17 protein-coding genes are annotated in these 22,842 nt (G+C 57.4%); 5 read left to right on the top strand and 12 right to left on the bottom strand.

Features of this window, described 5'->3' with window-relative positions:
* Positions 1 to 96: 96 nt before the first annotated feature.
* The 3 genes from V6L79_RS12860 to V6L79_RS12850 all read right to left on the bottom strand — a co-directional run bounded on the left by V6L79_RS12860 (position 97) and on the right by V6L79_RS12850 (position 4,667).
* Positions 97 to 1,479, bottom strand: coding sequence for a DUF1329 domain-containing protein (locus tag V6L79_RS12860; protein WP_321836208.1), 1,383 nt, complete (start codon positions 1,477 to 1,479; stop codon positions 97 to 99).
* A gap of 25 nt (positions 1,480 to 1,504) precedes the next feature.
* Positions 1,505 to 3,889 (bottom strand): efflux RND transporter permease subunit, encoded by a 2,385-nt coding sequence (locus V6L79_RS12855; protein WP_321836498.1) that lies wholly within the window; start codon positions 3,887 to 3,889, stop codon positions 1,505 to 1,507.
* Positions 3,890 to 4,196: 307 nt separating this feature from the next.
* Complete coding sequence (locus tag V6L79_RS12850; protein WP_261741877.1) at positions 4,197 to 4,667, bottom strand: hypothetical protein; 471 nt, start codon at positions 4,665 to 4,667, stop codon at positions 4,197 to 4,199.
* Positions 4,668 to 5,095: 428 nt separating this feature from the next.
* Here V6L79_RS12850 and V6L79_RS12845 point away from each other — a divergent pair, with 428 nt between their 5' ends.
* The gene (locus V6L79_RS12845; RefSeq protein WP_261741876.1) at positions 5,096 to 5,326 is read left to right on the top strand and encodes a hypothetical protein; all 231 of its coding nucleotides are present in this window, start codon (positions 5,096 to 5,098) and stop codon (positions 5,324 to 5,326) included.
* Between the two features lie 38 nt (positions 5,327 to 5,364).
* Here V6L79_RS12845 and V6L79_RS12840 read toward each other — a convergent pair whose 3' ends face one another.
* The 5 genes from V6L79_RS12840 to V6L79_RS12820 form a co-directional block, all read right to left on the bottom strand.
* Positions 5,365 to 5,583: a hypothetical protein gene (locus V6L79_RS12840; protein WP_261741875.1), complete on the bottom strand. Its 219-nt coding sequence runs from the start codon at positions 5,581 to 5,583 to the stop codon at positions 5,365 to 5,367.
* Between the two features lie 131 nt (positions 5,584 to 5,714).
* Positions 5,715 to 7,052, bottom strand: a complete 1,338-nt coding sequence (locus tag V6L79_RS12835; RefSeq protein ID WP_338578883.1) for a DUF2235 domain-containing protein — start codon at positions 7,050 to 7,052, stop codon at positions 5,715 to 5,717.
* 197 nt (positions 7,053 to 7,249) lie between these two features.
* Positions 7,250 to 7,654, bottom strand: a complete 405-nt coding sequence (locus tag V6L79_RS12830; RefSeq protein ID WP_261741873.1) for a TraR/DksA C4-type zinc finger protein — start codon at positions 7,652 to 7,654, stop codon at positions 7,250 to 7,252.
* A gap of 342 nt (positions 7,655 to 7,996) precedes the next feature.
* On the bottom strand, positions 7,997 to 8,527 hold the full coding sequence (locus V6L79_RS12825) for a hypothetical protein (RefSeq protein WP_321836206.1): 531 nt from the start codon (positions 8,525 to 8,527) through the stop codon (positions 7,997 to 7,999).
* Positions 8,502 to 9,713, bottom strand: coding sequence for an MFS transporter (locus tag V6L79_RS12820; protein ID WP_261741871.1), 1,212 nt, complete (start codon positions 9,711 to 9,713; stop codon positions 8,502 to 8,504). The genes V6L79_RS12825 and V6L79_RS12820 overlap by 26 nt, the downstream gene beginning before the upstream one ends.
* A 128-nt stretch (positions 9,714 to 9,841) precedes the next feature.
* Between V6L79_RS12820 and V6L79_RS12815 the strand changes: the two genes are divergently transcribed.
* The 4 genes from V6L79_RS12815 (at position 9,842) to V6L79_RS12800 (ending at position 13,457) form a co-directional block, all read left to right on the top strand.
* Positions 9,842 to 10,684 (top strand): helix-turn-helix transcriptional regulator, encoded by an 843-nt coding sequence (locus V6L79_RS12815; RefSeq protein ID WP_338580314.1) that lies wholly within the window; start codon positions 9,842 to 9,844, stop codon positions 10,682 to 10,684.
* A 402-nt stretch (positions 10,685 to 11,086) separates the two neighbouring features.
* Positions 11,087 to 11,380 carry a hypothetical protein gene (locus V6L79_RS12810; protein WP_261741870.1) on the top strand — a complete coding sequence of 98 codons (294 nt, stop codon included), beginning with the start codon at positions 11,087 to 11,089 and terminating at the stop codon, positions 11,378 to 11,380.
* Positions 11,381 to 11,540: 160 nt separating this feature from the next.
* Complete coding sequence (locus V6L79_RS12805; RefSeq protein WP_338578882.1) at positions 11,541 to 12,257, top strand: HPP family protein; 717 nt, start codon at positions 11,541 to 11,543, stop codon at positions 12,255 to 12,257.
* 126 nt (positions 12,258 to 12,383) lie between these two features.
* A complete protein-coding gene (locus tag V6L79_RS12800; RefSeq protein ID WP_321836203.1) occupies positions 12,384 to 13,457 on the top strand; it encodes a GGDEF domain-containing protein in 1,074 nt (357 codons plus the stop codon).
* Positions 13,458 to 13,562: 105 nt separating this feature from the next.
* Here the strand turns inward: V6L79_RS12800 and V6L79_RS12795 are convergent, their stop codons facing one another.
* From V6L79_RS12795 to V6L79_RS12780, 4 genes are read right to left on the bottom strand one after another with little or no spacing between them, the layout of a single operon-like run.
* Positions 13,563 to 15,059 (bottom strand): efflux transporter outer membrane subunit, encoded by a 1,497-nt coding sequence (locus tag V6L79_RS12795; protein ID WP_261741867.1) that lies wholly within the window; start codon positions 15,057 to 15,059, stop codon positions 13,563 to 13,565.
* Positions 15,056 to 18,163 carry an efflux RND transporter permease subunit gene (locus tag V6L79_RS12790; protein ID WP_261741866.1) on the bottom strand — a complete coding sequence of 1,036 codons (3,108 nt, stop codon included), beginning with the start codon at positions 18,161 to 18,163 and terminating at the stop codon, positions 15,056 to 15,058. Before V6L79_RS12790 ends, V6L79_RS12795 begins: the two co-directional genes overlap by 4 nt.
* Positions 18,160 to 21,261: an MdtB/MuxB family multidrug efflux RND transporter permease subunit gene (locus V6L79_RS12785; protein WP_321837632.1), complete on the bottom strand. Its 3,102-nt coding sequence runs from the start codon at positions 21,259 to 21,261 to the stop codon at positions 18,160 to 18,162. Before V6L79_RS12785 ends, V6L79_RS12790 begins: the two co-directional genes overlap by 4 nt.
* The gene (locus V6L79_RS12780; RefSeq protein ID WP_321836201.1) at positions 21,258 to 22,565 is read right to left on the bottom strand and encodes an MdtA/MuxA family multidrug efflux RND transporter periplasmic adaptor subunit; all 1,308 of its coding nucleotides are present in this window, start codon (positions 22,563 to 22,565) and stop codon (positions 21,258 to 21,260) included. The genes V6L79_RS12785 and V6L79_RS12780 overlap by 4 nt, the downstream gene beginning before the upstream one ends.
* Between the last annotated feature and the right edge of the window lie 277 nt (positions 22,566 to 22,842).

The following is a 22,842-nucleotide window of genomic DNA, read 5'->3' as shown; positions in this document are numbered from 1 at the left end:
ATGCTCCTTTTTATTCTTGTTTTTGCTCCGCCCAGCGCTCTGCGCACAGGTCAGGGCCTGTGGCAGAGCGCCAAGCGGAGTCAGGGCGTTACAGGTTTACTTGCCGGCCCGGCGTGCCGCTTCGGGACCAAAGTCACCCGCAGCAAAACCGCCTTTGTTCAGCACATAGCCGTTACGTTGTTCGTTGATCAGGTTGAAGGCCAGGTAGCTGCCTGCGTTCAGATCGTGATACAGGCCAACACCGGCCTGCCAGGTCTGGGTTTCCGGGGCGTAGAAGTAATTGACCATCGAGGTGCGCCACAGCTCGCCACGGTTGTCATAGTTGTCGCCCATGATCGGGAACCAACTGTCTTCGTCGATATACATCGTGCGTTTGCCGTACAGATGGCGGTTGCCGGGCTTGAGCACACCCTCGAGTACCCACACGCGGTGCAATTCGTAACGCATGTTGTCCGGGTTGATATGACCGGGGGTCAACATGCTGGCGTACTTTAGATCACTGGCGTGCAGCCGCGCAGTGTTATAGGGGATATACAGCTCTTTTTTACCGACGATATTCCAGTTATAGCGCTGGGCCGAGCCGTTGAATATCCGCACTTCGTCGACGGTGATCGAGCCTCCCGAGCCTGGAAATGCCATATCAAAACCGTAACCCGGTGACTGGCGAACGCGGCGTGTGCCGGGGTCGTAGCGCCAGCTCTGGCGCGGCTCGGTCTTGTCGTTCCAGTACTCGGTTCCGGTGTTGATTTCGCCCTTGTCGCGCTGGGGCAGCAGGGTTTCGTTGAGATAGAACGAGGAGTTGCCGACAGTCTCGCCAATTTTGCCCGGTTCCAGCCCCGGTGCCATGTTGCGCGAGTGCACCCGCCCCCAGTTGATATTTCCGTCCTTGAGCACATAGGCGTTGTCCGAAGTGTATTCCTCGGTCCAGGCGCGCACGGTAAACAGCGATGCATTTTTCAGCAGTTCAATACCGTTTTGCGGGATCGGGAAGGCAACCCCGCCGGTGCGTGCGACTACGCCTTCACCGTCGTCGACCAGCTTGGCCACCGAAGCGTTTTCCAGGGTGGCCTTGCACACCGTGTCAGAGAAACGGAAGTCGCGGTGCGACGGGTATATGGGCATGCGAAAGGTCTGTGGGTACAGCTTGAACAAGGCTTTCTGCCCTTCGGACAGGTGCGCGCCGTACTGGCTCAGGTTTTGCGCGGTAATCACAAACAGCGGCTTTTCGTTGGGATAAGGGTCGATTGGATGCTTGCCCGTGCCCTCGAACTTCATCCCCGGCGCGGCACCCAGCCATTGGCCGCCAAATGCTGGGATGGTGCCTTCGGCATTGCCTTCCTTCTGGGCACCGACGCAGGTCAAATCCTTGCCCAGTCGGGCGATCTGATCGGCGGGGGCCTGGGCCAAAGTCAGCCCGCTGTAACCGTGCAAAACGAGGGCGACTGACAGCCAGCCGCCCATATGAGTGATACGTCGCATGGAGTTCTCCTTGTTGTTATTAGATTCAAACTTCACGAACGCTGCGCGTCCGATCACAGCCTGCGGCAGCGGCTACAGATTTTTGTGCATGGGGTTGATTGCTGAAGTTGAACCAGGCGGCCAGCGCCGGGAGCAGGAAGATCGCGCCCAGTACGTTGACCATAAACATGAAGGCCAGCAGCAGGCCCATATCGGCCTGGAACTTGAGCGGCGCAAATACCCAGGTGCACACCCCCAGTGACATGGTGAGCGCGGTAAACACCGCCGCCGTGCCGCGCTGGCACATGGCGCGGTAGAAGGCTTCGCGAAGGTCTTGCCCCTCGGCCATTTCATGCTCGATGCGCTCGTACAGGTAGATCCCGTAGTCCACCCCTACCCCCACGCCCAGCGCCATCACCGGCAGGGTCGCCACTTTGAGGCCGATGCCCAGCAATGCCATCAGCGCATTGCACAGCACGGCAACGATCGCCAGCGGTACCAGAATGCACAGCACTGCACGCAGAGAGCGAAAGGTCAGCAGGCAAAACAGCGCCACGGAGATGAACAGCGCCGCGAGCATCACTACTTCGGCGTGCTTGACCGCTTCGTTGGACGCGGCCATGACGCCGATATTGCCGCCGGCTAATTTGAACTCCACGCCCGGCACCTGAATCCCGGCGATCACGCGTTTGGCTTCGTCCAGCACGTGGGCCACGGTGGTGCCTTCGTGATCGGTCAAAAACACCAGAACTTGCATCTGCTGGCAGCCGTCAGTCACCAGCCCCGAGTCCGGCGAATAGGCATAGGCGCCCTGCTGCAAGCCCTGGGCTGAACCTGGAATTGCCGCCCAGCGCGGGTTACCTTCGTTGTTACCCGCAATCACTTGCTTGCTCATGCCCGCCACGCTTTGCACCGACTGCACGCCGGGGACTTCGCGCATCTTGAAATCGAAGGTTTCCACCGCCCGCATAACGGCCGGATCCAGACAGGCTTCGCTGCGATCACGAATAGTCAGAAACACCGACAGCACGTCGAGGCCGATGGAGTAATGGCTGATGATTTTCTGGTTGTCCTGGTTGTAGCGCGAATCGGCGCGCAGTTCCGGCGCACCCGAGCCGATATCGCCAGTGGCCAGCTCACGGGCCTTGATCGCACCCACCGCCAGCAGCACCAGGCTGATGGCGAACACCCAAAGTGCCGGCCCCGGCGTGGCCAACGCCGAAAGACGCCACCACAGCGGGTGGCGCTGGTTCAACAACTGCGCCTGAGCCCTCATCAAGCGCGGCTCAAGGCGCAGATGAGCGATGATCAGCGGCAACATGATTTTGTTGGTGATGATCATCAGCATCACACCGATGCAGGCCGTGACGCCCAGTTCGTGAACGATGGGAATATCGATCAGCATGATGACCCCGAAGCCCAGGGCGTTCATCAGCAATGCCAGGGCACCGGGTATAAAAATCTTGCTGAATGCCGCCTTCGCCGCTGTCACCGAGTCACTGCCCGCCAGTACTTCCTGCTTCCAGGCATTGGTCATTTGCACCGCGTGGGATACACCAATCGAGAAAATCAGGAACGGCACCAGAATCGACATCGGATCGATTCCCAGGCCCAGCAATGGCAGCAAACCGAGCAACCAGATCACCGGCAGCAAGGCGACAAACAGCGCCACCAGGGTCAGGCGCAACGAACGTGAATACACCCATAGCAACGCCCCGGTGATCAGGAACGCAATGGCGAAAAAGCCCATTACCGTATTCAGTCCCTCGACCACATCGCCTACCAGTTTGGCAAAGCCGACAATGTTGATTTCGATATCGGCGCTGCTGTATTTGGCGCGGATATCTTCCAGGCGCTGGGCGATTTGCACATAACTCACCGGCTGCCCGGTCTTGGGATCAATGTCCTGCAGGTCGGCGCGCACCATTGCCGATTTCAGATCATTGGCCAGCAAGCGGCCGACCTGCCCCGAGCGTGCGGCATTACTGCGTACTTGCTGCAAGTCTTCAGCGGTTGCGGCGTATTGCGGCGGCACGACCAGATCACCGACGTAGCCGTCTTCGGTGATTTCGATATAGCGCACGTTGGGGGTGAACAGCGAGGTCACGCTGGGGCGGCTGACCCCGGAAATAAAGAACACATCGTCCGTGACCTGTTGCAGGGTCTGCAGGAATTCGGGGTTGTAGATATCGCCCTGGCCTTTCCAGTGCACGCTCACCAGCAGGCGATTGGCGCCGGTAAAGATCCGGCTGAAATCCAGAAAATTGACCATGTAAGCATGGCGCACGGGGATCTGTTTGTTGAATCCGGGGTCCAGCCGTACCTGGGTGGCGCTGTAGCCCAGAGCCAGGGTCACCAACAGAAAAAAGCCGAGCAAGCCTTTACGCTGCGCCATTAATAGCTCGGCGCAGTTGCTTACAAAGCGCTGCATGGGCGAGAGCTTGAGTGGGCCAGTCATCAGCAGCCACACACAGCAGATAAAAAGACGATTGCGCCCATGCCCGCGGTCCCTCGCACACTTGTTAGAAGTGATCACGATAATCAAACGGCCTGCCACCCGGAACATCGTCCATAGGGGCTAGGCTGTTTGAGGGAGGGCCTGCGGCGTTGTAGATACTCTGTTGCGGGTCAAGCCCCTTGTGGGAGCGAGCCTGCTCGCGAAGTCATTCGCGAGCAGGCTCGCTCGCACGCTTGAAGTATCCCTGTCACTGAGGAGCGCAGCGGCTACAAATAATGGGTCACTCTTTACTGGCCTTGAAGGTCAACTCGCCCTTGGGCCACTTGGCGGCTTTGGCGGTCACGGCTTTCAAGGTTTTGCTCAAACCTTCGGTGAGCTGTTCCTTGGCCGCGAAGATCAACATCACGGTCTGGCCTTCCTTGAACACGATGCCTTCACCCAGAGGCGAGCTGACATAGGCGTATTCACCAATCCCGTAGACAGTCATCTTGATGTCACGAAATTTTATTTCGAACTTGCCACCTTCTCGGCTGGGCAAGACTGCTGCGCGAAAGTGATCGCCGACCTTGAGCCCAAGGCCCGGTTTGTCGTCTACCACCAGCGCTGATTCAGTATCGATTTCAGCGATGTAAATACCTTCTGCGGTTTGCTCGGTGACGTACACGAAACGGGACTGGAACAGTTTGACCAACCGTGCCCGCAAATCACCCAGAACAAACAACGCATGCATTTCCAAATTGCTGACTGCCAACGAAAAACCCTCGAAACTAAAAGTGGAGCTACCAGAACAAATGACAGGCAGCAGAAAAAAGGCCTCAGCCCACTTGATAAGAAAACCGGATACAACCCAGAGTCAGGAGTGACATAAAACAACAAGACTAACGAGCGCCGCAGATGGATGGGCGTCAAGCCGGGCCTGCATCAGTGAAAACCGGCTAAAAAATACCGTCGGGGCGCCATTCTAACGGCTCACACCTGAAGTTGGGTATACACATCCACTTCTGTGTCAGGTATTCGATGTTTTTTTACTTCGTTTGGGCCCTGTTCAACAGGGCTTTCGTCGCCCGGTTCAGTTAACTGCGCCGCTCAGAGGCAACAACTGCCATACTTGCAAAAAAATCGACCTGGCCCATGACGCCGGGTTGTCTGGGCTTCATTACCTCGAAGGGAAAGTGACACGTGACGGAATTTGATATTGGCGAATTTTTTATCCGCGGCGAGTCCAAAGAAGTCGACGGTGAGTTTCAGGCAGTGATTGTGATGCGGGCCAAGCCACCGCTGAAAACGGTTACCTACCATCAGGTCGAAAAAGACCGCTGGTTCAAGACCGCCGAGCAAGCTGAAACTGCAGCCAAAAGCTCTGCACAAGAGCTAAAACTTGCGGTGGACGCTGGCGCCCTCAACGCTTAAATCCCGATCACCTTCAACTAGCGCCATCCGAGCCCATATCAAGCACGCTGAGCCCGAACCTGCATTGCGCAATGGTCGGCGTTCAGCTGCGCGAGCCAGGCTGCCTGACACTCTTCAGCCTCCGGGCGGCTGGAAAATGCCGTACCGCGCTGCTCACCATTGACCAGTACTACCCAGCAGACCTTCTGCCCCATGGCACGCAAGCCAGCGGGTACACCACTGCCGATCATCACGGCGACATCAACCTGGTTAGACATGATGGTGACTCCACCTATTTAGTTAGTTACCTAACGATGTCGACCATCTTAGAGCGTTAGCGCCGCCGGAAAAAGCTATGTAATGCATAGATCCATTGCATCAGCGGTAACAATATCTCCCTCGCGCCGGTTTAAACCGGTGCCTTCTGCTCGTACACCGAGCGCCCGCCCTCTTGCGGTATATTGAAGAAAGCCTTGTCCAGCACGCCAAGCCCTTCGCCCACATTGGCATTCCAGTTGGCTGACTGGTGGACGTAACGCTGGCGCAGCAAACGCTCTTCGCCAGCACTCAAACGAATGCGCCCCTGGCGCACCTGAACCTCAAGCTGCGCAGCGATAGGCAGTAGTTCATCGGGTAGCCCGGCCTGTGCATCGGTCAATTTGCCGAAGGGCACACCCTGCTCGCATGCCAGCCCGTGCATGATGCGCAGGTACACCCGCGACAGCTGCCCCTGAACCCGACGTTGCATAAAGACTGCGGCCTGTACGCGTTTCATGGGATCTTGGCGGCTGCCCTCGGGCTGTTCGCGGGTGCGTATCTCTAAAAAGGCGTCCGGGTCCTTTGGGTCAATCAGATCTTCGGCCTGCCAGGCCAGCAGCTGTGCCTGTGTCAACTTCCAGGTCTGGGTGGCTTTGATCGAAGTCGACGGGCTGACCAGATTGCTCTGCCTGCGGGTCAAAAATACCTGTTCCTGCGTTTCATCCGGATAGCCACCGCCCACATCGGCATGAGCACCGGGCACCGCAATATCCATCGGCCATTGTGGCGCGATTCGACTCAACGAAAAATTGCGCCGCTGCTCATCACGCGCATTCAATTGCACCACTTGCTGGGCGCATTTTGGCCCAAGGTACAGATTGAGGCCCGGGTTGACCTCGTCACCCACATCCCCCAAGTCCTCCAGCCCGCCCATCGCCGCGACAGTATCGAACAGCCCCACAAACTGGATCTCGCACTCAAACTCGGGCGCCAGTTGGAATTGTGTTTTAAATGCGATGCTGTGCACTTGATTGGCAAAGTGCCGGGCCGCCGCCGCACCGCGACTGAAGCCAAAAAGATCCAGTTGCAAACGTGTAATCGAACCAGGCGCCTCAAGGCTCACAAAGTGCCTCATGCACTCGATCAACTGTGCTTGGGCCTGATCGGCCTTGCCCAATACTCCGGTACGTCCACGGCCGTAGGTCAGGCCTGGAAAAGCAGTATCGGCTGCCCCCGTGGTAGTGCCTATGCCACTGACATACAGCGCCGCCAGCGCCTGGCCGTTACCATCAAACGCCTTCTGCGCGGGGTAGCACTGGTACAGCTTGGCTATATTGGTCGCCACACCGGCATAACTGCTACCGGTATCGACCACCAGACCTTGAGCCTGCCTGGCTTGCCCGGACAGAATATTGAACGCGTTATTGGCCGTACCATCGAAAAAAATACCGACACGCAGCACGCGCCCCGTAATGTTTGAGTGTCTCATGACACTGGTCCTCGATTAATTCAGCCTCGCGCAAACACGCCGTGCCAAATATAAGGGGACACAACCGGAACATTCAGCTCAACGTCTAGTTTAAATTTTAGCGGGGATTACAGCGGGGTGTATGGCTGCAGTACGAACGACCGCGAACCCGTCAAGCTGCCGGAACCGCATGGCGCGGCTCCGGCAAGGTCAGGCGCTTAGGCCTGACGCTGGTGCTTGTCGATTTGCTCGTGACGCTCTTGAGCTTCGATGCAGTACTTGGTGGTAGGGCTGATCAGCAGGCGCTTAAGGCCAATTGCATCGCCGCTGTCATCGCACCAGCCGAAGCTGTCATCCTTGATACGTTCCAGAGCCTGTTCCAACTGAGGCAGCATGCGCTGGTCGCGGTCAATTGCGTTCACCAGCCAGGTGCGCTCTTCCTCAACCGAAGCGGCGTCCGCAGGGTCGGCCGGAGTGTCCAGGCTCTCGATCGCGATGCGGTTCTGCTCAATACGCGCGTGGGTTTCGACCTTCATGTTTTGCAACAGCTCACTGAAAAAAGCATGTTGCTCGGCATTCATGTAGTCATCCGCCGGCATGGCCAGCAACTTATCCTTTGTCATTGATTTCTCTATAAAAAATACGTGCATTAAGGCGAATTAGGGAGCGTCCTGACCGTTCTTCATCCCAACCAGTTAGGTGCCATCTATTTCAAGCGCCACCCGGCACTCAATTTACGAGGGGCGGCAGTCTAAGGCCGACTTATCGACTCAGCAACCGAAAACACACCTATTTGTCCAGCAAAACCTGAAAAGTGATGAAAAACATGCCTGGCGGGGGTTAATGGAGTGCGTTTATAGCAAGAAATTCAATGCCCAGGCTGAAAATGAGCACACCAGGTGCAAAGACCTGGTGTGTGTATGGAGCTGTTCCGCTTTAGGATTGTGCAGGCCGCGGGCCAAGGCTCAGTCTTGTAGGTACTCAATGACCGGGGCCATGCAGCTGATCTGCGGGGCGCGCTCAATCATCTCGCCGGGCAAGCACCACGGATAATCGAGACTTTGCAGCCAGTTCATGACCGGCTCCAACTCCTGGGGTGGACACACCTGCATGTGTTCGATCGTGATGCGCAGTTGCTCTACGAGCCCCGATTGCGGTTCAAAACACCAGTGATATTCCCCGCACCCTATGCGCAGCTCGCCAGTCTCTTTAACAGACATCCCCACCAGCCATTTGCAGTCATGGGTAACGGCCTCTGCCGAGGGAGGCTCACCCAGGCAGAACGTATAGACGTTTTCATAACTCTGGCCAAAGCGTCGTACCAGCACATCAGCGATGCCTGCTCGGCCGCTGACCTGAGGGGGAAATGAAATGGTTCCTGTATGCACAACCATTTCAAGGGTTGCATCCGGAGTGAAGGATTGGCGCAGAAGGTCAGGCCGGTTTGCATCCTTGGCAAAAATGTACTTCTCAATCGATCGAGCGGTGTTCGACATTTTGGATGAGTCCTGGAAGTCGGGTTTTATGTGCGCGCAAATTCATGAACTGTAAAACGGTGCCAAGAAACGCCACTGCACCGGCACAGATCGCCAGCGTCCAACCTGGCATGTTCAACAGCAATAGAAAACCTCCTGCACCGGCACCTGCTGCGCTTCCCAGGTAAAGGGCAGATTCGTTCAAGGCAACGGCCAAATTACCATCGCCATTTCGCTCCCGCGCCGAGATCAATTCGTTGTTTTGGGGAACCTGCAAGGCCCATCCCACGCCACCCCATATCGCTATAGGAATCATGGCCAACCAGGGCGATACGGCGGCGGCCACTGGCAATGCCAATAGTGAAACGGTCAACACCAGCATGATGATAAATATCAGCACTGGCCCCTCAGTCCGCTCAACCAGCGGAGCAATCAAGAAGCTTCCCGCCACGCCACCAAGACCCCAGACCCAGAGATAGGGGGTCACGTTGTCGACTTTTGCATAACTGGGATCAGTTATAAACGGGACGATGAAGGTATACATCCCAAGACTGGACGCTGCGGCTAACAGCGAGACCATCAGGATGCTCACCACTTTTCTGTTTTCCAGCAGCAGGAGTTTGCTACGGATTGTCATCTGCGGCCCGGCAGGCAGATCGGGTAGTTTGATCAGCAATCCCAGCCATGAGCCAGCCCCTAGCAAGGCAATGAGCCACAGAGCGGCCTGCCACCCTGACTGCTCAGCGAGCAGCAGGCTTAAAGGGACACCCAGAACGGTCCCACTGGCCATTCCGGCCATGATGATAGCAATCGCTCGACCGCGCCTGTGTGGTTCAGAGACCGTCGCACAAGCCGTGATTCCGGTTGCCAGATAAACACCGGCCCCAAGCCCGGCAAATGCACGACATACCAGCAGCACGGCAAAGTCATCAACGACAGTGCTGGCCACATTAGCCAAAACAAAAAAACCTAGGGCGGACAACAACCCGAACCTCTGCCGGTGCGCAGGTAAAAGAGCAACACACACAGGTGACCCGATGCCATACGCCAAAGCGAACACTGTCACCAATTGAGCCGCTGCTGCCACAGATACGCTAAAGGACTGCTCAATCATGGGTACCAGGCCAGCCGTAACAAAGGACGCCATGCCCAGCGCGAAAGCGCCGAGGGCAATCCAGTAGACCGATGAGGGTGTAGTGCTGTGCATGAGAATCCTCCTTGACGAAATCAGGGCAGCGCATGCATTGCGCACACCCTCAACTTGGCGAATTCTTTAGCATGCTAATAATTGTTACAATATCTACCATTTATACTGTTACTAGGAGCAACTGGATAATGGCAAGGACACTGGAGCGTACCCGGGAGGAGCTGGCGGCATTTTTGCGTAGTCGCCGGGAACGAATTTCACCCGAACAGGCAGGCTTACCCGCCAGCGGGCGAAGAAGAACGCCGGGCCTGCGGCGCGAGGAAGTCGCCGCGTTGGCCGGCGTCGGCCTGACCTGGTACACGTGGCTTGAGCAAGGCCGCGATATAGGGGTTTCCCCGGCGTTCCTCGACAGCCTTTGCCGCGTTTTGAAACTTGATGCAACGGAACGCAGGCACCTTTACCTGCTGACCTACCAGCGTGCACCGGCAGAACAGGCGCAAACATGGTGTGTCGTGCCAAAAGTCATCCATCGTTTGATGGCAGACATGCCTCTGCGCCCTGCTTACGTACTCAATCTGCGCTGGGATGTACTGGCATGGAACTCGGCCGCCGATAAAATCTTCAACTTTGCAGACAAACCTGCAGAACAACGCAACCTGCTGTGGATGCTCTTTACGGATGAGAAAATGCGTTCGCTATTGTGCTCCTGGGAGCAGCAAGCGATACAAATGCTCTCCAGTTTTCGCAGGGATTTTGCCCATGCTTCGGCACAAAGCGATATTGCTGAGCTGGTGCGCAGCCTCGAAAAAGTCAGTACCGACTTCAAACACTGGTGGAACAGACAGGATATCCAGGGGCCCTGCCAAGGCATCAGGCACTTTGATATTCCTTCATTTGGAAATATCTCGTTTGAGCACACCACTTTGACGATTGACGCCGACAGACACTTGCATCTGGCTTACTACGCGCCCTGCCTGGAAGAACCGGCCCAGAGCGCATTTGAAGGATGGCTGCAAGGCAAAGCCGACTAGAAACCACGCATCTACTGGAATCGAAAGTGCCTTATGGTCACCCATGAGGCAGGTGGTGACAGCGCGCGCATATAGTATTTCCACTTTTAAACACTGATGTAAATGTCAGTAAGAAACCACTACATACAAAGTGCGCTTACATCCATATATCTGCGTGAATCCACGACCTCTAATACCTCACCAGTTACATCGAAAAAACCTACAATCTTCTCCGTAAATCTTATCCATAGCAGCGTATTTCCTGACAATACTGCTCTGTTTTGGCACTTTACAATCACTGGCGCAAAACCTAGATCACAAGCCAAGTAAATGGGCGATATGTCACCGCGTGTATCGCATTACAGGGCATTGGCGACAACGTCTTGCATCCATCCATACCCTTCATATATGGAGCTCAACGTGATGAGTAACGCCTTGATTGCCAATGCCGCCCCCTGCCCTGAGCAAACACCGTGTGTGCAGCCCCAGAGTTGCGCTGGGCATACCTGCATGCTGGAACTGTGCAAACTGCTGAAATTGCGCGATGCATTGATTGTACTAAAAGGCCCTCTGGCCAATAGCCCGGGCGCGCGCAGCTTTATCGAGCGGCGGCTCTTGAACAACGAGGTTTATGAGCGCGTATTGGGCAAACTCGCGCCAGACAAGCCCGGCCAGTACGGACGCTTATCTGCTCACGGCGGCAAACATCAAAAATAATGCACTTAACCAGCATTATTATGCATTTGCGGATTGATTCTACACTGGGCAGACTGCACACGTTCCTCCCCCAAATGAAGGAACATTTTCAAGGGCTTGTCGGGAATCCCGCCAAGCCTTTTTTTATCTGCCTCGCCCTCAAAACCGGATTTTCCTGACCATGCAAACCCGCTGGATCAGCCGCCTATTGCCTGCGGCTACGAACACTCGTCCCTCCGAATGGAGCCGCGCCGCCATTGGCGTATCCCTTGGCACGCTGTTCAGTGTCTGGGTATGCAGTCTGTTTTTCGGCCTGCCCGTGGCCATGCATTTGATTGGCCCGCTGGGGGCTTCAGCCATTTTGCTGTTTGCAGTGTCTTCAGGGGCACTGGCGCAACCCTGGTCGATAGTCGGCGGCTACCTGTGCGCAACGGTGGTGTCGTTGTGCGTGGTGTACGTGTTTGGACGTAACCTGGACAGCGCCTGCCTGGCAGTCGGCATTGCCCTGCTGTGCATGTGCCTGCTGCGCTGCCTGCACCCGCCTGCCGGGGCGCTGGCGTTGCTGGTGGTGTTGGCTGATCCGGACAGCGCCAGCCTGGGCTGGGGCATGCTGGCCCCGGTAATGCTCAGCGCGGTGTGCATGCTGCTCGCGGCGTTGGCCTATAACAATCTGACCCGCGTGGGTTACCCGAAAAAACCGGCTGAACCAAACCCGCTGGCGAGCTCTGCCCAGTCCCCCGTGGACCCGAACATTACCGCCGAAGACTTGCAAAACGCACTGCAACAAATGGATGCTTTTATAGACGTGACCCCCGAAGACCTTGAAGCGCTGATTCGAGCCAGCGAGCAATATGCGCGTCAACGCAGTATCGGCGAAGTATTCGCCCACAATGGCTGACCTGCACGCCGGGCACGCTTCGATAAGCAGCCAACTCCTGCTAGGGTTACTTATGTAACCTGGGCAGAAGATGTTTAAACACATGTTTGCCCAGGGCCCGTCATCCGACAGTGTTCAAGGCGCGCAATGCTCAAAACCATTGAATCAGAGATCTCCAAACAAGCTGCGCCACCTGCCTTGCAAGCCGAATTTGCTCAACACGACTTCGAAAAACTGCGCAATTTTTGCCGCCTGACTTATATCACCAGCATTGCCATCTGGTTGCTGTTCAACCTGATTATCAGCTTCAAGGGCGGCCAGGGTTTTACGGCTCTGTCCTTGCTGTTTATTGGCGTGATGGCAGCACTCACCACCATCCTTGGCTTTATTCGCAATTACCGGCATTTCGACGTGCTGAACGTGATGTTCGTCGCGGTCATTACCCTGGGTTTGCGCCTGGTCACCTTTGGTCTGCCGGCCGAAACACAGCCCATCTGGCTGGCACTCGCCTGCGCGAGCGTCCTTTACAACGCCTCGATCCTGCCTCTGAGCCGCTGGGCATTCCTTGGTGTTGCCGCGATTACTTGCCTGACTCTTAATCCTTTTCTGATGACCCAAGCGTCGGTCATGGACCTGCGCGGTCTGTTGATTCTGTGCTTCTGCGCTTTTTTGTGCAGCGTGACGATTTACAGTTTTTTCAAATTGCGTCGGGTCAAGTTGCACAACTACATCATGTCCAAGCGGCTGGCGGTCCAGGCCTATGTCGATGCCCTGACCGAAATCCCCAACCGCCGATCATTTATGCTCCAGGCAGGTCATGCATTGCTGACCCAGCCGCGGGTGCAGGATCACTACCTGGCGATGATCGACATCGACAACTTCAAGAAGGTAAATGATCAATATGGCCATGATATCGGCGATGAAGTGCTCAAGCGCACCGCTGCCAGCATCAAGGCAGTGATGGCTGACCATGAGTACGCACGATTGGGAGGGGAAGAGTTTGCCGTGTACCTGTCAGGGGTAAGGCGCAGCGACGTCGAAGCACTGATGGACAGCTTGTGTAGCCGGGTGCGCGAGGACCTCGCTGAGCATCCCGTGACCGTCAGTATTGGCCTGGCCCGGGTTACCGATACAGACACCCTGAACCAGGCTTTGGCCAATGCCGACAAGGCGCTGTATGAATCCAAAAAAACGGGCAAGGACAGGTTCAGTTTTTACTAGGCTCGACCTGTGGGAGCGAGCCTGCTCGCGAAGGCATCACCACGGTTTGTTGCAGAGACCGCATTGTCTGCATCGCGAGCAGGCTCGTTCCCACAAAGGCAGGGTTTATTGTTCCTGGGCGTTCAGGTCGGTCTTGCCATCCCACCCGCCGCCCAGCGCCGCTATCAACTGCACGCTGGCAATCAGGCGGCTTTGCAACAGGTTGAGCACGCTGCGCTCAGTGGTCAGGGCGGTGGTTTGTACCGAGACTACGTCCAGATAGGCAATCAACCCGGCTTTGTACTGGTTGTTGGTCAGACGCAACGACTCCCGGGCCGATTCCAGTGCCTGCTCCTGCACCACCGACTCATCGCCCAGCACCTTCAATTGCACCATGTAGTTTTCCACTTCACGCAAACCGTCAAGCACGGTTTGGCGATACTTGGCCACGGTCTGGTCATACGCGGCCTCGTTACGATCGACTTCGGCCGAACGCTGACCGCCATCGAACAGCGGCAACGAGATTTTCGGCCCCACCGACCAGAAGCGGTTTGGCACGCTGATCCAGTCCTGATACTGGCTGCTGCTGTAGCCGCCCGACAGGCTCAGGCTGAAATCCGGGTAGTAAGCCGCCTTGGCCACGCCGATATTGGCGTTGGCGGCGATCACCGAGCGCTCTGCAGAGGCAATGTCAGGACGCCGCTCCAGCAATTGCGAAGGCAGGTTGACCGGGATCATCGGCAACTTGGGCACGTCTTTGATTTCAGCCAGATTAAAGCCCGACGGGGCCTGACCGGTAAGCACCGCAATCGCGTTTTCAAACTGGGCTCGTTGCCAGATCAGATCGATCAGGTTGGCCTGGGTATTGCGCAACTGGGTTTGTGCCTGGGCCACCGCATCCTTGCCGGAGATTCCCGCGCGGTACTGGTTTTCGCTCATTTTCAATGAACGCTGATACGCCTCGACCGTGGCCTCCAACAAGCGTTTCTGCTCATCAATCACCCGTAATTGCAGGTAATTCTGTACCAGTTCCGACTGCTGACTCAGACGCATCGCGGCCAAATCGGCCAAGCTGGCTTCGGCGCTCGCCTCGTTGGCTTCAAGGCCTCGGCGCAACTTGCCCCACACATCAGCTTCCCAGCTCACCCCGACCTGAGCGTTCAAGGTGTCACGAATGCCGCTGCTGGAGCTGGTCAAACTTGAATTGGAACTGCCGGTACCCTGACTGGAGCGGGTTTTACCCACGCTCAAATCGGCGCTCGGCAAAAAAGCCCCACGCGCACTGCGCACCAATGCCTGAGCCTGACGAAACTGGGCTTCGGACTGCGCAATGGTCTGGTTGGAACTGTTGAGTTTTTCAACCAGCCCGTTGAGCTGCTGGTCGCCATACAGCTCCCACCAGGCGCCACGGGCCAGGGAGTCGCTCGGATTGGCCTGAGTCCAGCCAGCGGCCTGTTTGTACTCAAGCGGGGCCGACGTTTGCGGGCGCTGGTAGTCCGGACCAATCGCACAGGCACTGAGCAACACAGCGGACAGCGCCAGGCCCAGCAGGCGCGAGCCACGGGCCAACTGCCAACGTTGGGACGACAGAGCCGGGGCAAGGGTAAGCAAACGAGAGGTCATAGCGGAGTTTCCAGAGCAGCATCAGTGCGCACGCCACGCCACTTGTTGAAACGATGGCGTAAGCGGTCGAGATAGAGGTAAACCACCGGGGTGGTGTAAAGGGTCAGGATCTGGCTGAAAATAAGGCCGCCGATAATGGTAAGACCCAGCGGCTGGCGCATTTCAGCACCTTCTGCGCTGCTCAGCATCAGCGGCAAGGCACCGAGAATGGCCGCCAGAGTAGTCATCAGAATCGGCCTTAAACGCTGCAGGCACGCACTGCGGATCGACTCTTGCGGGTCAAGGCCCGAGTGGCGTTCCAGTTGCAGCGCCAGATCGATCATCAAGATCGCGTTTTTCTTCACCACACCGATCAGCAGAAACAGACCGAGCAGCGAGATCAGACTGAACTCACCCCCTGTGAGGTAGATGCTCAACAGCGCACCCACCCCGGCCGACGGCAAGGTCGAAAGAATGGTCAACGGATGGATATAACTCTCATACAAAATCCCCAGCACCAGATACACCGCCACCAGCGCACCCAAAATCATGAACGGCTGGCTTTTTTGCGTGGCGGCGAAGGCATCGCCCGTACCGGCCATTTTCGCAATCACTTCTTCCGGCAAACCGAGTTTGGCGATGGCCCGTTCAATAGCTGCGGTACCCTGCTCCATGGTCACGCCGGGGGCCATATCAAACGCGATAGACTCCGAGGCGAACTGGCCTTCGTGCGAGACACGGTCGTTCTGCAGGCTGTTTTCGTAGTGAGCAATCGTCGACAACGGAATCCGCTGGCCATCGGCGGTAATCACCTGCACCTGGTTCAGGGTTTCGGGGTCCTGGGCGTACTTTGGGTTGACCTCCATCACCACCTGGTATTGGTTCAGGCTGTCGTAGATGGTGGAAATCTGTCGCTGGCTGTAGGCGTTATTGAGCACCGCGGTGACCATGTCCATGTCCACCCCCAAGCGCTTGGCCTGATCGCGGTCGACCACCAGCGTGACTTGTTGCGCACCGCGTCCTTCACGGGCATCGATGGCGGTCAGTTCCGGCAACGCCTTGAGCGCAGCCACCACTTTCGGGTACCAGATACGCAATTGGGCGAGATCACCGCTTTGCAGAATGTAGGAGTATTGCGAGCTGGTCTGATCACGCCCGCCGCCAAACTGCAGGTCCTGGTCAGCCATCAGCATCAGCCGCCCGCCCGGCACTTTCGGCATGTTCTCGCGCAAGCGCTCAATGACCTTTTGCGCCGACACCTTGCGTTCTGAAATCGGCTTTAGGCGCACGATCATGAACGCGTTGTTGGTGCCGCCGTTACCGCCAATAAAGCCGGCCACGCTTTCGACTGCAGGGTCGGCCAGCACCGCCTTGCGGAAGATTTCCATCTTCGGCTGCATCACGCTGAACGACAGGCCATCATCACCGCGAACAAAACCGATCAGTTGCCCGGTGTCCTGCTGCGGCATAAAGGTTTTGGGCACCACTACATACAACGCAACGTTGACGCCGATGGTCAGCAGCAGGCTGAACAGCGTCAGCCGCTTGTGCCGCAATACCCAATCCAGGCTGCGGGCATAGCCGCTGACCATGCGCTCGTTAAGCCGTATGCTCCAGCGTTGCATGGCGTTTTCGGTGCCCGGCACATGGGGTTTAAGCCAGCGCGCACAAAGCATCGGGGTCAGGGTCAGCGACACTACCAGCGATACTACTATCGAGGCTGCCAGGGTGATGGAAAACTCGCGAAACAGGCTCTCGACAATCCCGCCCATAAACAGAATCGACAGGAACACCGCCACCAGCGAGACGTTCATCGAGAGCAAGGTGAAACCGACTTCCTTGGCACCCAGGTACGCCGCTTTCATCGGCGCAATTCCCGCATCGATATGCCGCGAGATGTTCTCCAGCACCACGATGGCGTCATCCACCACCAGCCCGGTAGCCAGAATAAGAGCCATCAGCGACAGGTTGTTCAGCGAGAACCCGTACAGGTACATGATCGCGAAAGTACCGACCAATGAAACCGGCACTGCCAGGGTCGGGATCAGCGACGCACGTAAATTGCCGAGAAACAGGAACACCACCAGAATCACCAGCGCCACGGCAATCAGCAGGGTCATCTCGGCTTCGTGCAGCGTGGCCTTGATCACCGGCGAGCGGTCCATTGCCAGGTTCAGCTGGACGCTGGCTGGCAGTACTGCCTGCAGCGCGGGCAACTGGGCCTTGATCGCGTTTACGGTTTCAATGATGTTGGCCCCGGCCTGGCGGTTGACCACCAGCAATACCGCGGCATCGTTATTGAAGAAACCACTGTTGTAGCGGTCTTCAACGCTGTCCTTGACCTTGGCTACGTGGCTCAGACGCAGCGCCGCACCATCCTGGTAGCGGATGATCAGCGGCTCGTAGTCCTTGGCTTTTTCCAACTGGTCGTTGGCCTGGATCTGCCAGTTGCGCTCACCGTCGGACACCGCGCCCTTGGGGCGACGAACGTTGGCATTGGCAATGGTGTTGCGCACATCATCCAGCGAAACGCCGTACTGGTTGAGCAACTGCGGCTCCAGCTCAATGCGTACGGCGGGCAGCGAGCTGCCGCCAATCTGCACTTCGCCCACACCGGGCACCTGGGACAGGCTTTGCGAGAGGATGGTCGAGGCCAGATCGTAAAGCTGCCCCTTGGATAGCACCTCGGAGGTCAGCGACAGCACCATGATCGGTGCTTGAGACGGGTTGATTTTTTTGTAGGTGGGCATGCTTTTCATGCCGCTAGGCAGCAGGTTGCGCGAAGCGTTGATCGCCGCTTGCACTTCCCGCGCAGCACCGTTGATATCGCGGTCCTGATCGAACTGCAAAATCACTCGGGTCGAACCCTGGCTCGAGTTGCTGCTCATGGTGTTGACCCCGGCAATCGCACCGAACGATCGCTCCAGCGGCGTGGCCACGGTAGACGCCATTACCTCGGGGCTGGCTCCCGGCAAACTGGCCGAGACCACGATCACCGGGAAGTCCATTTGCGGCAGCGGCGACACCGGCAGCAAACCGAAGCTCACACCGCCCAGCAACATGATTGCAAGGCTCAGGAGCATGGTGGCTACCGGGCGCTTGATAAACGGGCCGGACAGATTCATAGCGACGCCTGCTTGGCCTGGGCAGGAGCACCGCGCCAGCGGCGGCCCAGACGATCGAAATACAGGTAGATCACCGGAGTTGTAAACAGGGTCAGTACCTGGCTCACCAGCAAACCGCCGACCATTACCAGACCCAATGGCTGACGTAATTCCGCCCCGGAACCGGTGGCCAGCATCAGCGGCACCGCCCCGAACAGCGCGGCCAGGGTGGTCATCAGAATCGGTCGGAAGCGCAGCAGCGCCGCCTGATAAATTGCCTGCTCGGGCGCCATGCCCTGATTGCGTTCAGCATCGAGCGCGAAGTCGATCATCATGATCGCGTTTTTCTTCACGATACCGATCAGCAGGATGATGCCAATAATCGCAATCATCCCCAGGTCATTGCCGCTGAGGATCAACGCCAGCAAGGCACCGACCGCCGCCGACGGCAGGGTTGAAAGGATTGTGATCGGGTGAATGTAACTCTCATAGAGCACACCGAGCACGATATACATGGTCACTACCGCCGCAAGAATCAGCAGCAAGGTGCTCGACAGAGATGCCTGGAACGCTTGCGCCGCGCCCTGGAACTCGGTTTTGACCCCCAACGGCATGCCGATATCTTTTTGCACCTGATCAATCAGCTCGACCGCCTGCCCCAGTGCCACACCGGGAGCCAGGTTGAACGAGACCATCACCGAGGGGAACTGGCCGATATGGGAAATAGCCAGTTGCGCCTGACGCTCTTCGACCCTGGCCAGGCTCGACAACCGTACCTGGCCGCCATCGGTGGTTTTCACGTGGATCTGGTCGAGGGCTTGCGGCCCAATTTTCTCGCCGTCCTTGGCCTGCAATACCACACGGTACTGGCTGGCTTGGGTGTAGATGGTCGAGATCTGGCGCTGGCCAAACGCGTCATACAAGGCGTCGGTGATATTGGCCACCGACACCCCAAGACGCGAGGCTGCATCGCGGTCAATCACCAGATACACCTGCAAGCCCTTGTCTTGCAGATCGCTGGCCACATCGACCAGTTCAGGCTGGTTGGACAGCGCCGTGACCAGTTTTTGGCTCCAGGTGCTGAGCATCTCGGCATCCGGTGAAGACAGACTGAACTGGTACTGGGTACGGCTCACGCGGTCTTCGATGGTTAAATCCTGCACCGGCTGCATAAACAGGCGAATCCCCGTCAGCTTGTCCAGTTGCGGTTGCAAACGTGCAATCACCTCGGAGGCACTTTCGTTGCGCTCGCTGTGGGGCTTGAGGTTGATCAGCATGCGCCCGCTGTTGAGCGTCGGGTTATCACCGTCCACGCCGATATACGACGACAGGCTTTCAACATCCGGGTCCTGCAGGATGATCTTGCCCAGCTCCTGCTGACGCAGGCTCATGGCGCTGAAGGAAATCGATTGCGGCGCTTCGGAGATGCCCTGGATGACCCCGGTGTCCTGCACCGGGAAAAACCCCTTGGGCACCACCATGTACAAGAATACGGTCAAGCCCAGTGTGCCGATGGCCACCAGCAGGGTCAGCGGCTGGTGCTTGAGTACCCACTGCAACATGCGCCCGTATTCGGCGATCATCCAGTCGATAAAGGCGCCGCTGGCGCGGTAGAAGCGCCCCTGTTCTTCGGGCTTGGGTTCGGCCTTGAGCAGGCGGGCGCACATCATCGGGGTCAGGGTCAACGAGACCACCAGCGAGATCAGGATCGCCACCGCCAGGGTAATCGCAAACTCGCGGAACAACCGCCCTACCACGTCGGCCATAAACAGCAGCGGGATCAATACCGCAATCAGCGACAGGGTCAGCGAGATCAGGGTGAAGCCGATCTGTTTGGCGCCCTTGAGCGCCGCCTGCATCGGGCTGTCGCCTTCCTCGATATAGCGCGAGATGTTCTCCAGCATGACGATGGCGTCATCCACCACAAAACCGGTGGCAATGGTCAGAGCCATCAGCGTCAGGTTGTTGATCGAGAAGCCAGCCAGATACATCACCCCGAATGTACCCACCAGCGACAGCGGTACGGCAATCGAGGGGATGATGGTCGCGCTGGCTCGGCGCAGAAACAGGAATGTCACCATCACTACCAACGCAATGGCGATCAGCAATTCGTGCTGCACATCACGCACCGAGGCGCGGATGGTTTGCGTACGGTCGGTCAGCACCGTGACGTCGATGCCAGCCGGCAGGTTGTCGGTGATGCTCGGCAACAGCGCCTTGATCCGGTCCACTACCTCAATCACGTTGGCACCGGGCTGGCGCTGGATATTGAGCAATACCGCCTGGTTTTCGTTGGCCCAGGCCGCGAGACGTTCGTTCTCGGCACCGTCGACAATTTCGGCCACGTCCTTGAGCCGCAACGGTGCACCGTTGTTATAGGCGAGGATCAGTTGGGCGTATTCCTCGGGGGTTTTCAGCTGGTCGTTAGCGTCCAGCATCGACACCCGGGTCGGGCCGTCAAAGTTACCCTTGGGCTGATTGACGTTGGATGCGCCAATCAGGGTGCGCACATCCGCCAGGTTCAGGCCATTGGCGGCCAGTGCCTCGGGGTTGACCTTGATCCGCACCGCCTGACGCTGACCGCCCGCGATACTGACCATGCCGACGCCACTGATCTGGGCAATTTTTTGCGCCATGCGCGTATCGACCAGATCATTGAGCTTGGGCAGCAGCATGGTTTTGGAGGTGATCGCCAGGGTCAGCACCGGGGTATCCGCCGGGTTGACCTTGTTGTACACCGGTGGTGCCGGCAAATCCTTGGGCAGCAGGTTGCTGGCAGCGTTGATCGCGGCCTGTACCTGTTGCTCGGCCACATCCATGTTGATGTCGAGATTAAAGCGCAGGGTCAGTACCGATGCGCCACCGGAACTGGTCGAGGCCATTTGCGTCAGGCCCGGCATTTGCCCGAACTGACGTTCAAGCGGCGCGGTCACGGCGCTGGTCATGACATCCGGGCTGGCTCCGGGATACAGCGTCATCACGCGAATGGTCGGGTAGTCGACCTGAGGCAGGGCCGACACTGGCAGCAAGCGATAAGCGATGATCCCGGATAACACGATGGCCAGCATGCACAGCGTGGTTGCGACCGGGCGCAGGATAAACAGCCGCGACAGATTCATTCGCGGGCCTTGGTCTTGGCTTTGTCAGAGGCTGGGGCTGCATCGGTGTCAGAGCCGCCATCGAGCACTTGCCCGGCTGCAGTTGCAGGCACTTCGACGCTGTCGTTGACCACTTCCACCGCGCCACCATCGCGCAAGCGATCAGTGCCTTCGAGCACCACACGATCACCCGGTGCCAGGCCATCTTCGATCACTGTTACGTCGCCATCGGTGACGCCCACTTTGACGGTGCGAATCTTGACTTTGTTGTCGCCATCCATTGCATACACGAACGAGCCGTTGGTGCCGTACTGAATGGCTGCCGTCGGCGCCAGCACCACGTTTTTCAGAGTGTCAGCCAACAGGCGCACATTGACGAACTGGTTGGGGAACAGCGCCTGATCGCGGTTCTCGAACAGTGCCTTGAACTTCAAGGTGCCGGTGGTGATATCGATCTGGTTGTCGATGCTGCTCAATACGCCCACCGCCAGCTCTTTGGTGTCACCACGGTTCCAGGCCTGCACCGGCATTTTGGCGCCGCTGCGATAGCGCTCAAGCACCAGCGCCAGGTTGGTCTCGGGCAAGGTGAAACTGACCACGATCGGCTCGGTCTGGGTGATCACCACCAGCGCTGTAGTGTCATTGGCCGCCACCAGGTTACCGACATCCAGTTGGCGCAAGCCCACACGACCAGCGATGGGGGCGCGGATTTTGGTGAATTCCAGATTCAGCTTGGCATCGTTGACCGCAGCCTGATTGGTCTTGACCGTGCCCTGATATTGGCTGACCAATGCTTCGGCGGTGTCGAGGGTTTGCTTGGCAATACTGTCTTCGGCGTACAGGCCGCGATAGCGCTGCACATCGACCTGAGCGTTTTTCAGTTGCGCCTGATTCTGCAGCAGCGTGCCTTCTGCTTGCAGCAACGCATTCTGATAGCTGCGCGGGTCGATTTCAGCCAGCAGTTCGCCAGCTTTGACCATTTGCCCTTCCTTGAAGTTGATCTTGACCAACTCCCCTGCCACACGACTGCGCACGTTGATGGTGTTGAGTGCCGTCACAGTCCCCAGCGCCTTGAAGTACACCGGAAAATCACCCTGCGTCACTTGCGACACTCGAACCGGCACAGGCTGAGTCGAACCGCCAAACCCGGGACGCATCATCCCCGAGCGACCGGTGTGCCCGGCAGGCTGATCGGTCACGGCCTTTTTCGAGGCGGACGGCCATAGCCACCAGCACAGACCAACGACGATCAGCAAGGCCAGCAGGCCAAACAGCCAGAAACGGGATTTGTGGGAAACAGAGGATTGCATGGAATGATCAACCATTAGCGCGAGCGATAATTTTCAGGAAGCCGAACGATAAGCAGTGCAGACCGTTATGAAAAGGTTCTTTACCGGGTATTTACGTTATAGAGCCTCTGTAGCCCCTTTTGGTATTACCTGAGTCCATGTTGTGGGAGCGAGCCTGCTCGCGAAAATATCAAGAGCCCCGCCATAATTCCGGCAACATTCGCCTTCGTTAACCACCTTCGCGAGCAGGCTCGCTCCCACAGTTTTGCAATCAATACAAAGTAGAACGCAAAAAAAACGGCCTGACACTTTG

This window comes from Pseudomonas sp. ML2-2023-6 (assembly GCF_037055265.1).
Taxonomy (GTDB): Bacteria; Pseudomonadota; Gammaproteobacteria; order Pseudomonadales; family Pseudomonadaceae; genus Aquipseudomonas; species Aquipseudomonas kulmbachensis.
The sequence above is the reverse complement of the archived record's forward strand: the minus strand, read 5'-3'. Positions and strand labels throughout refer to the sequence as shown.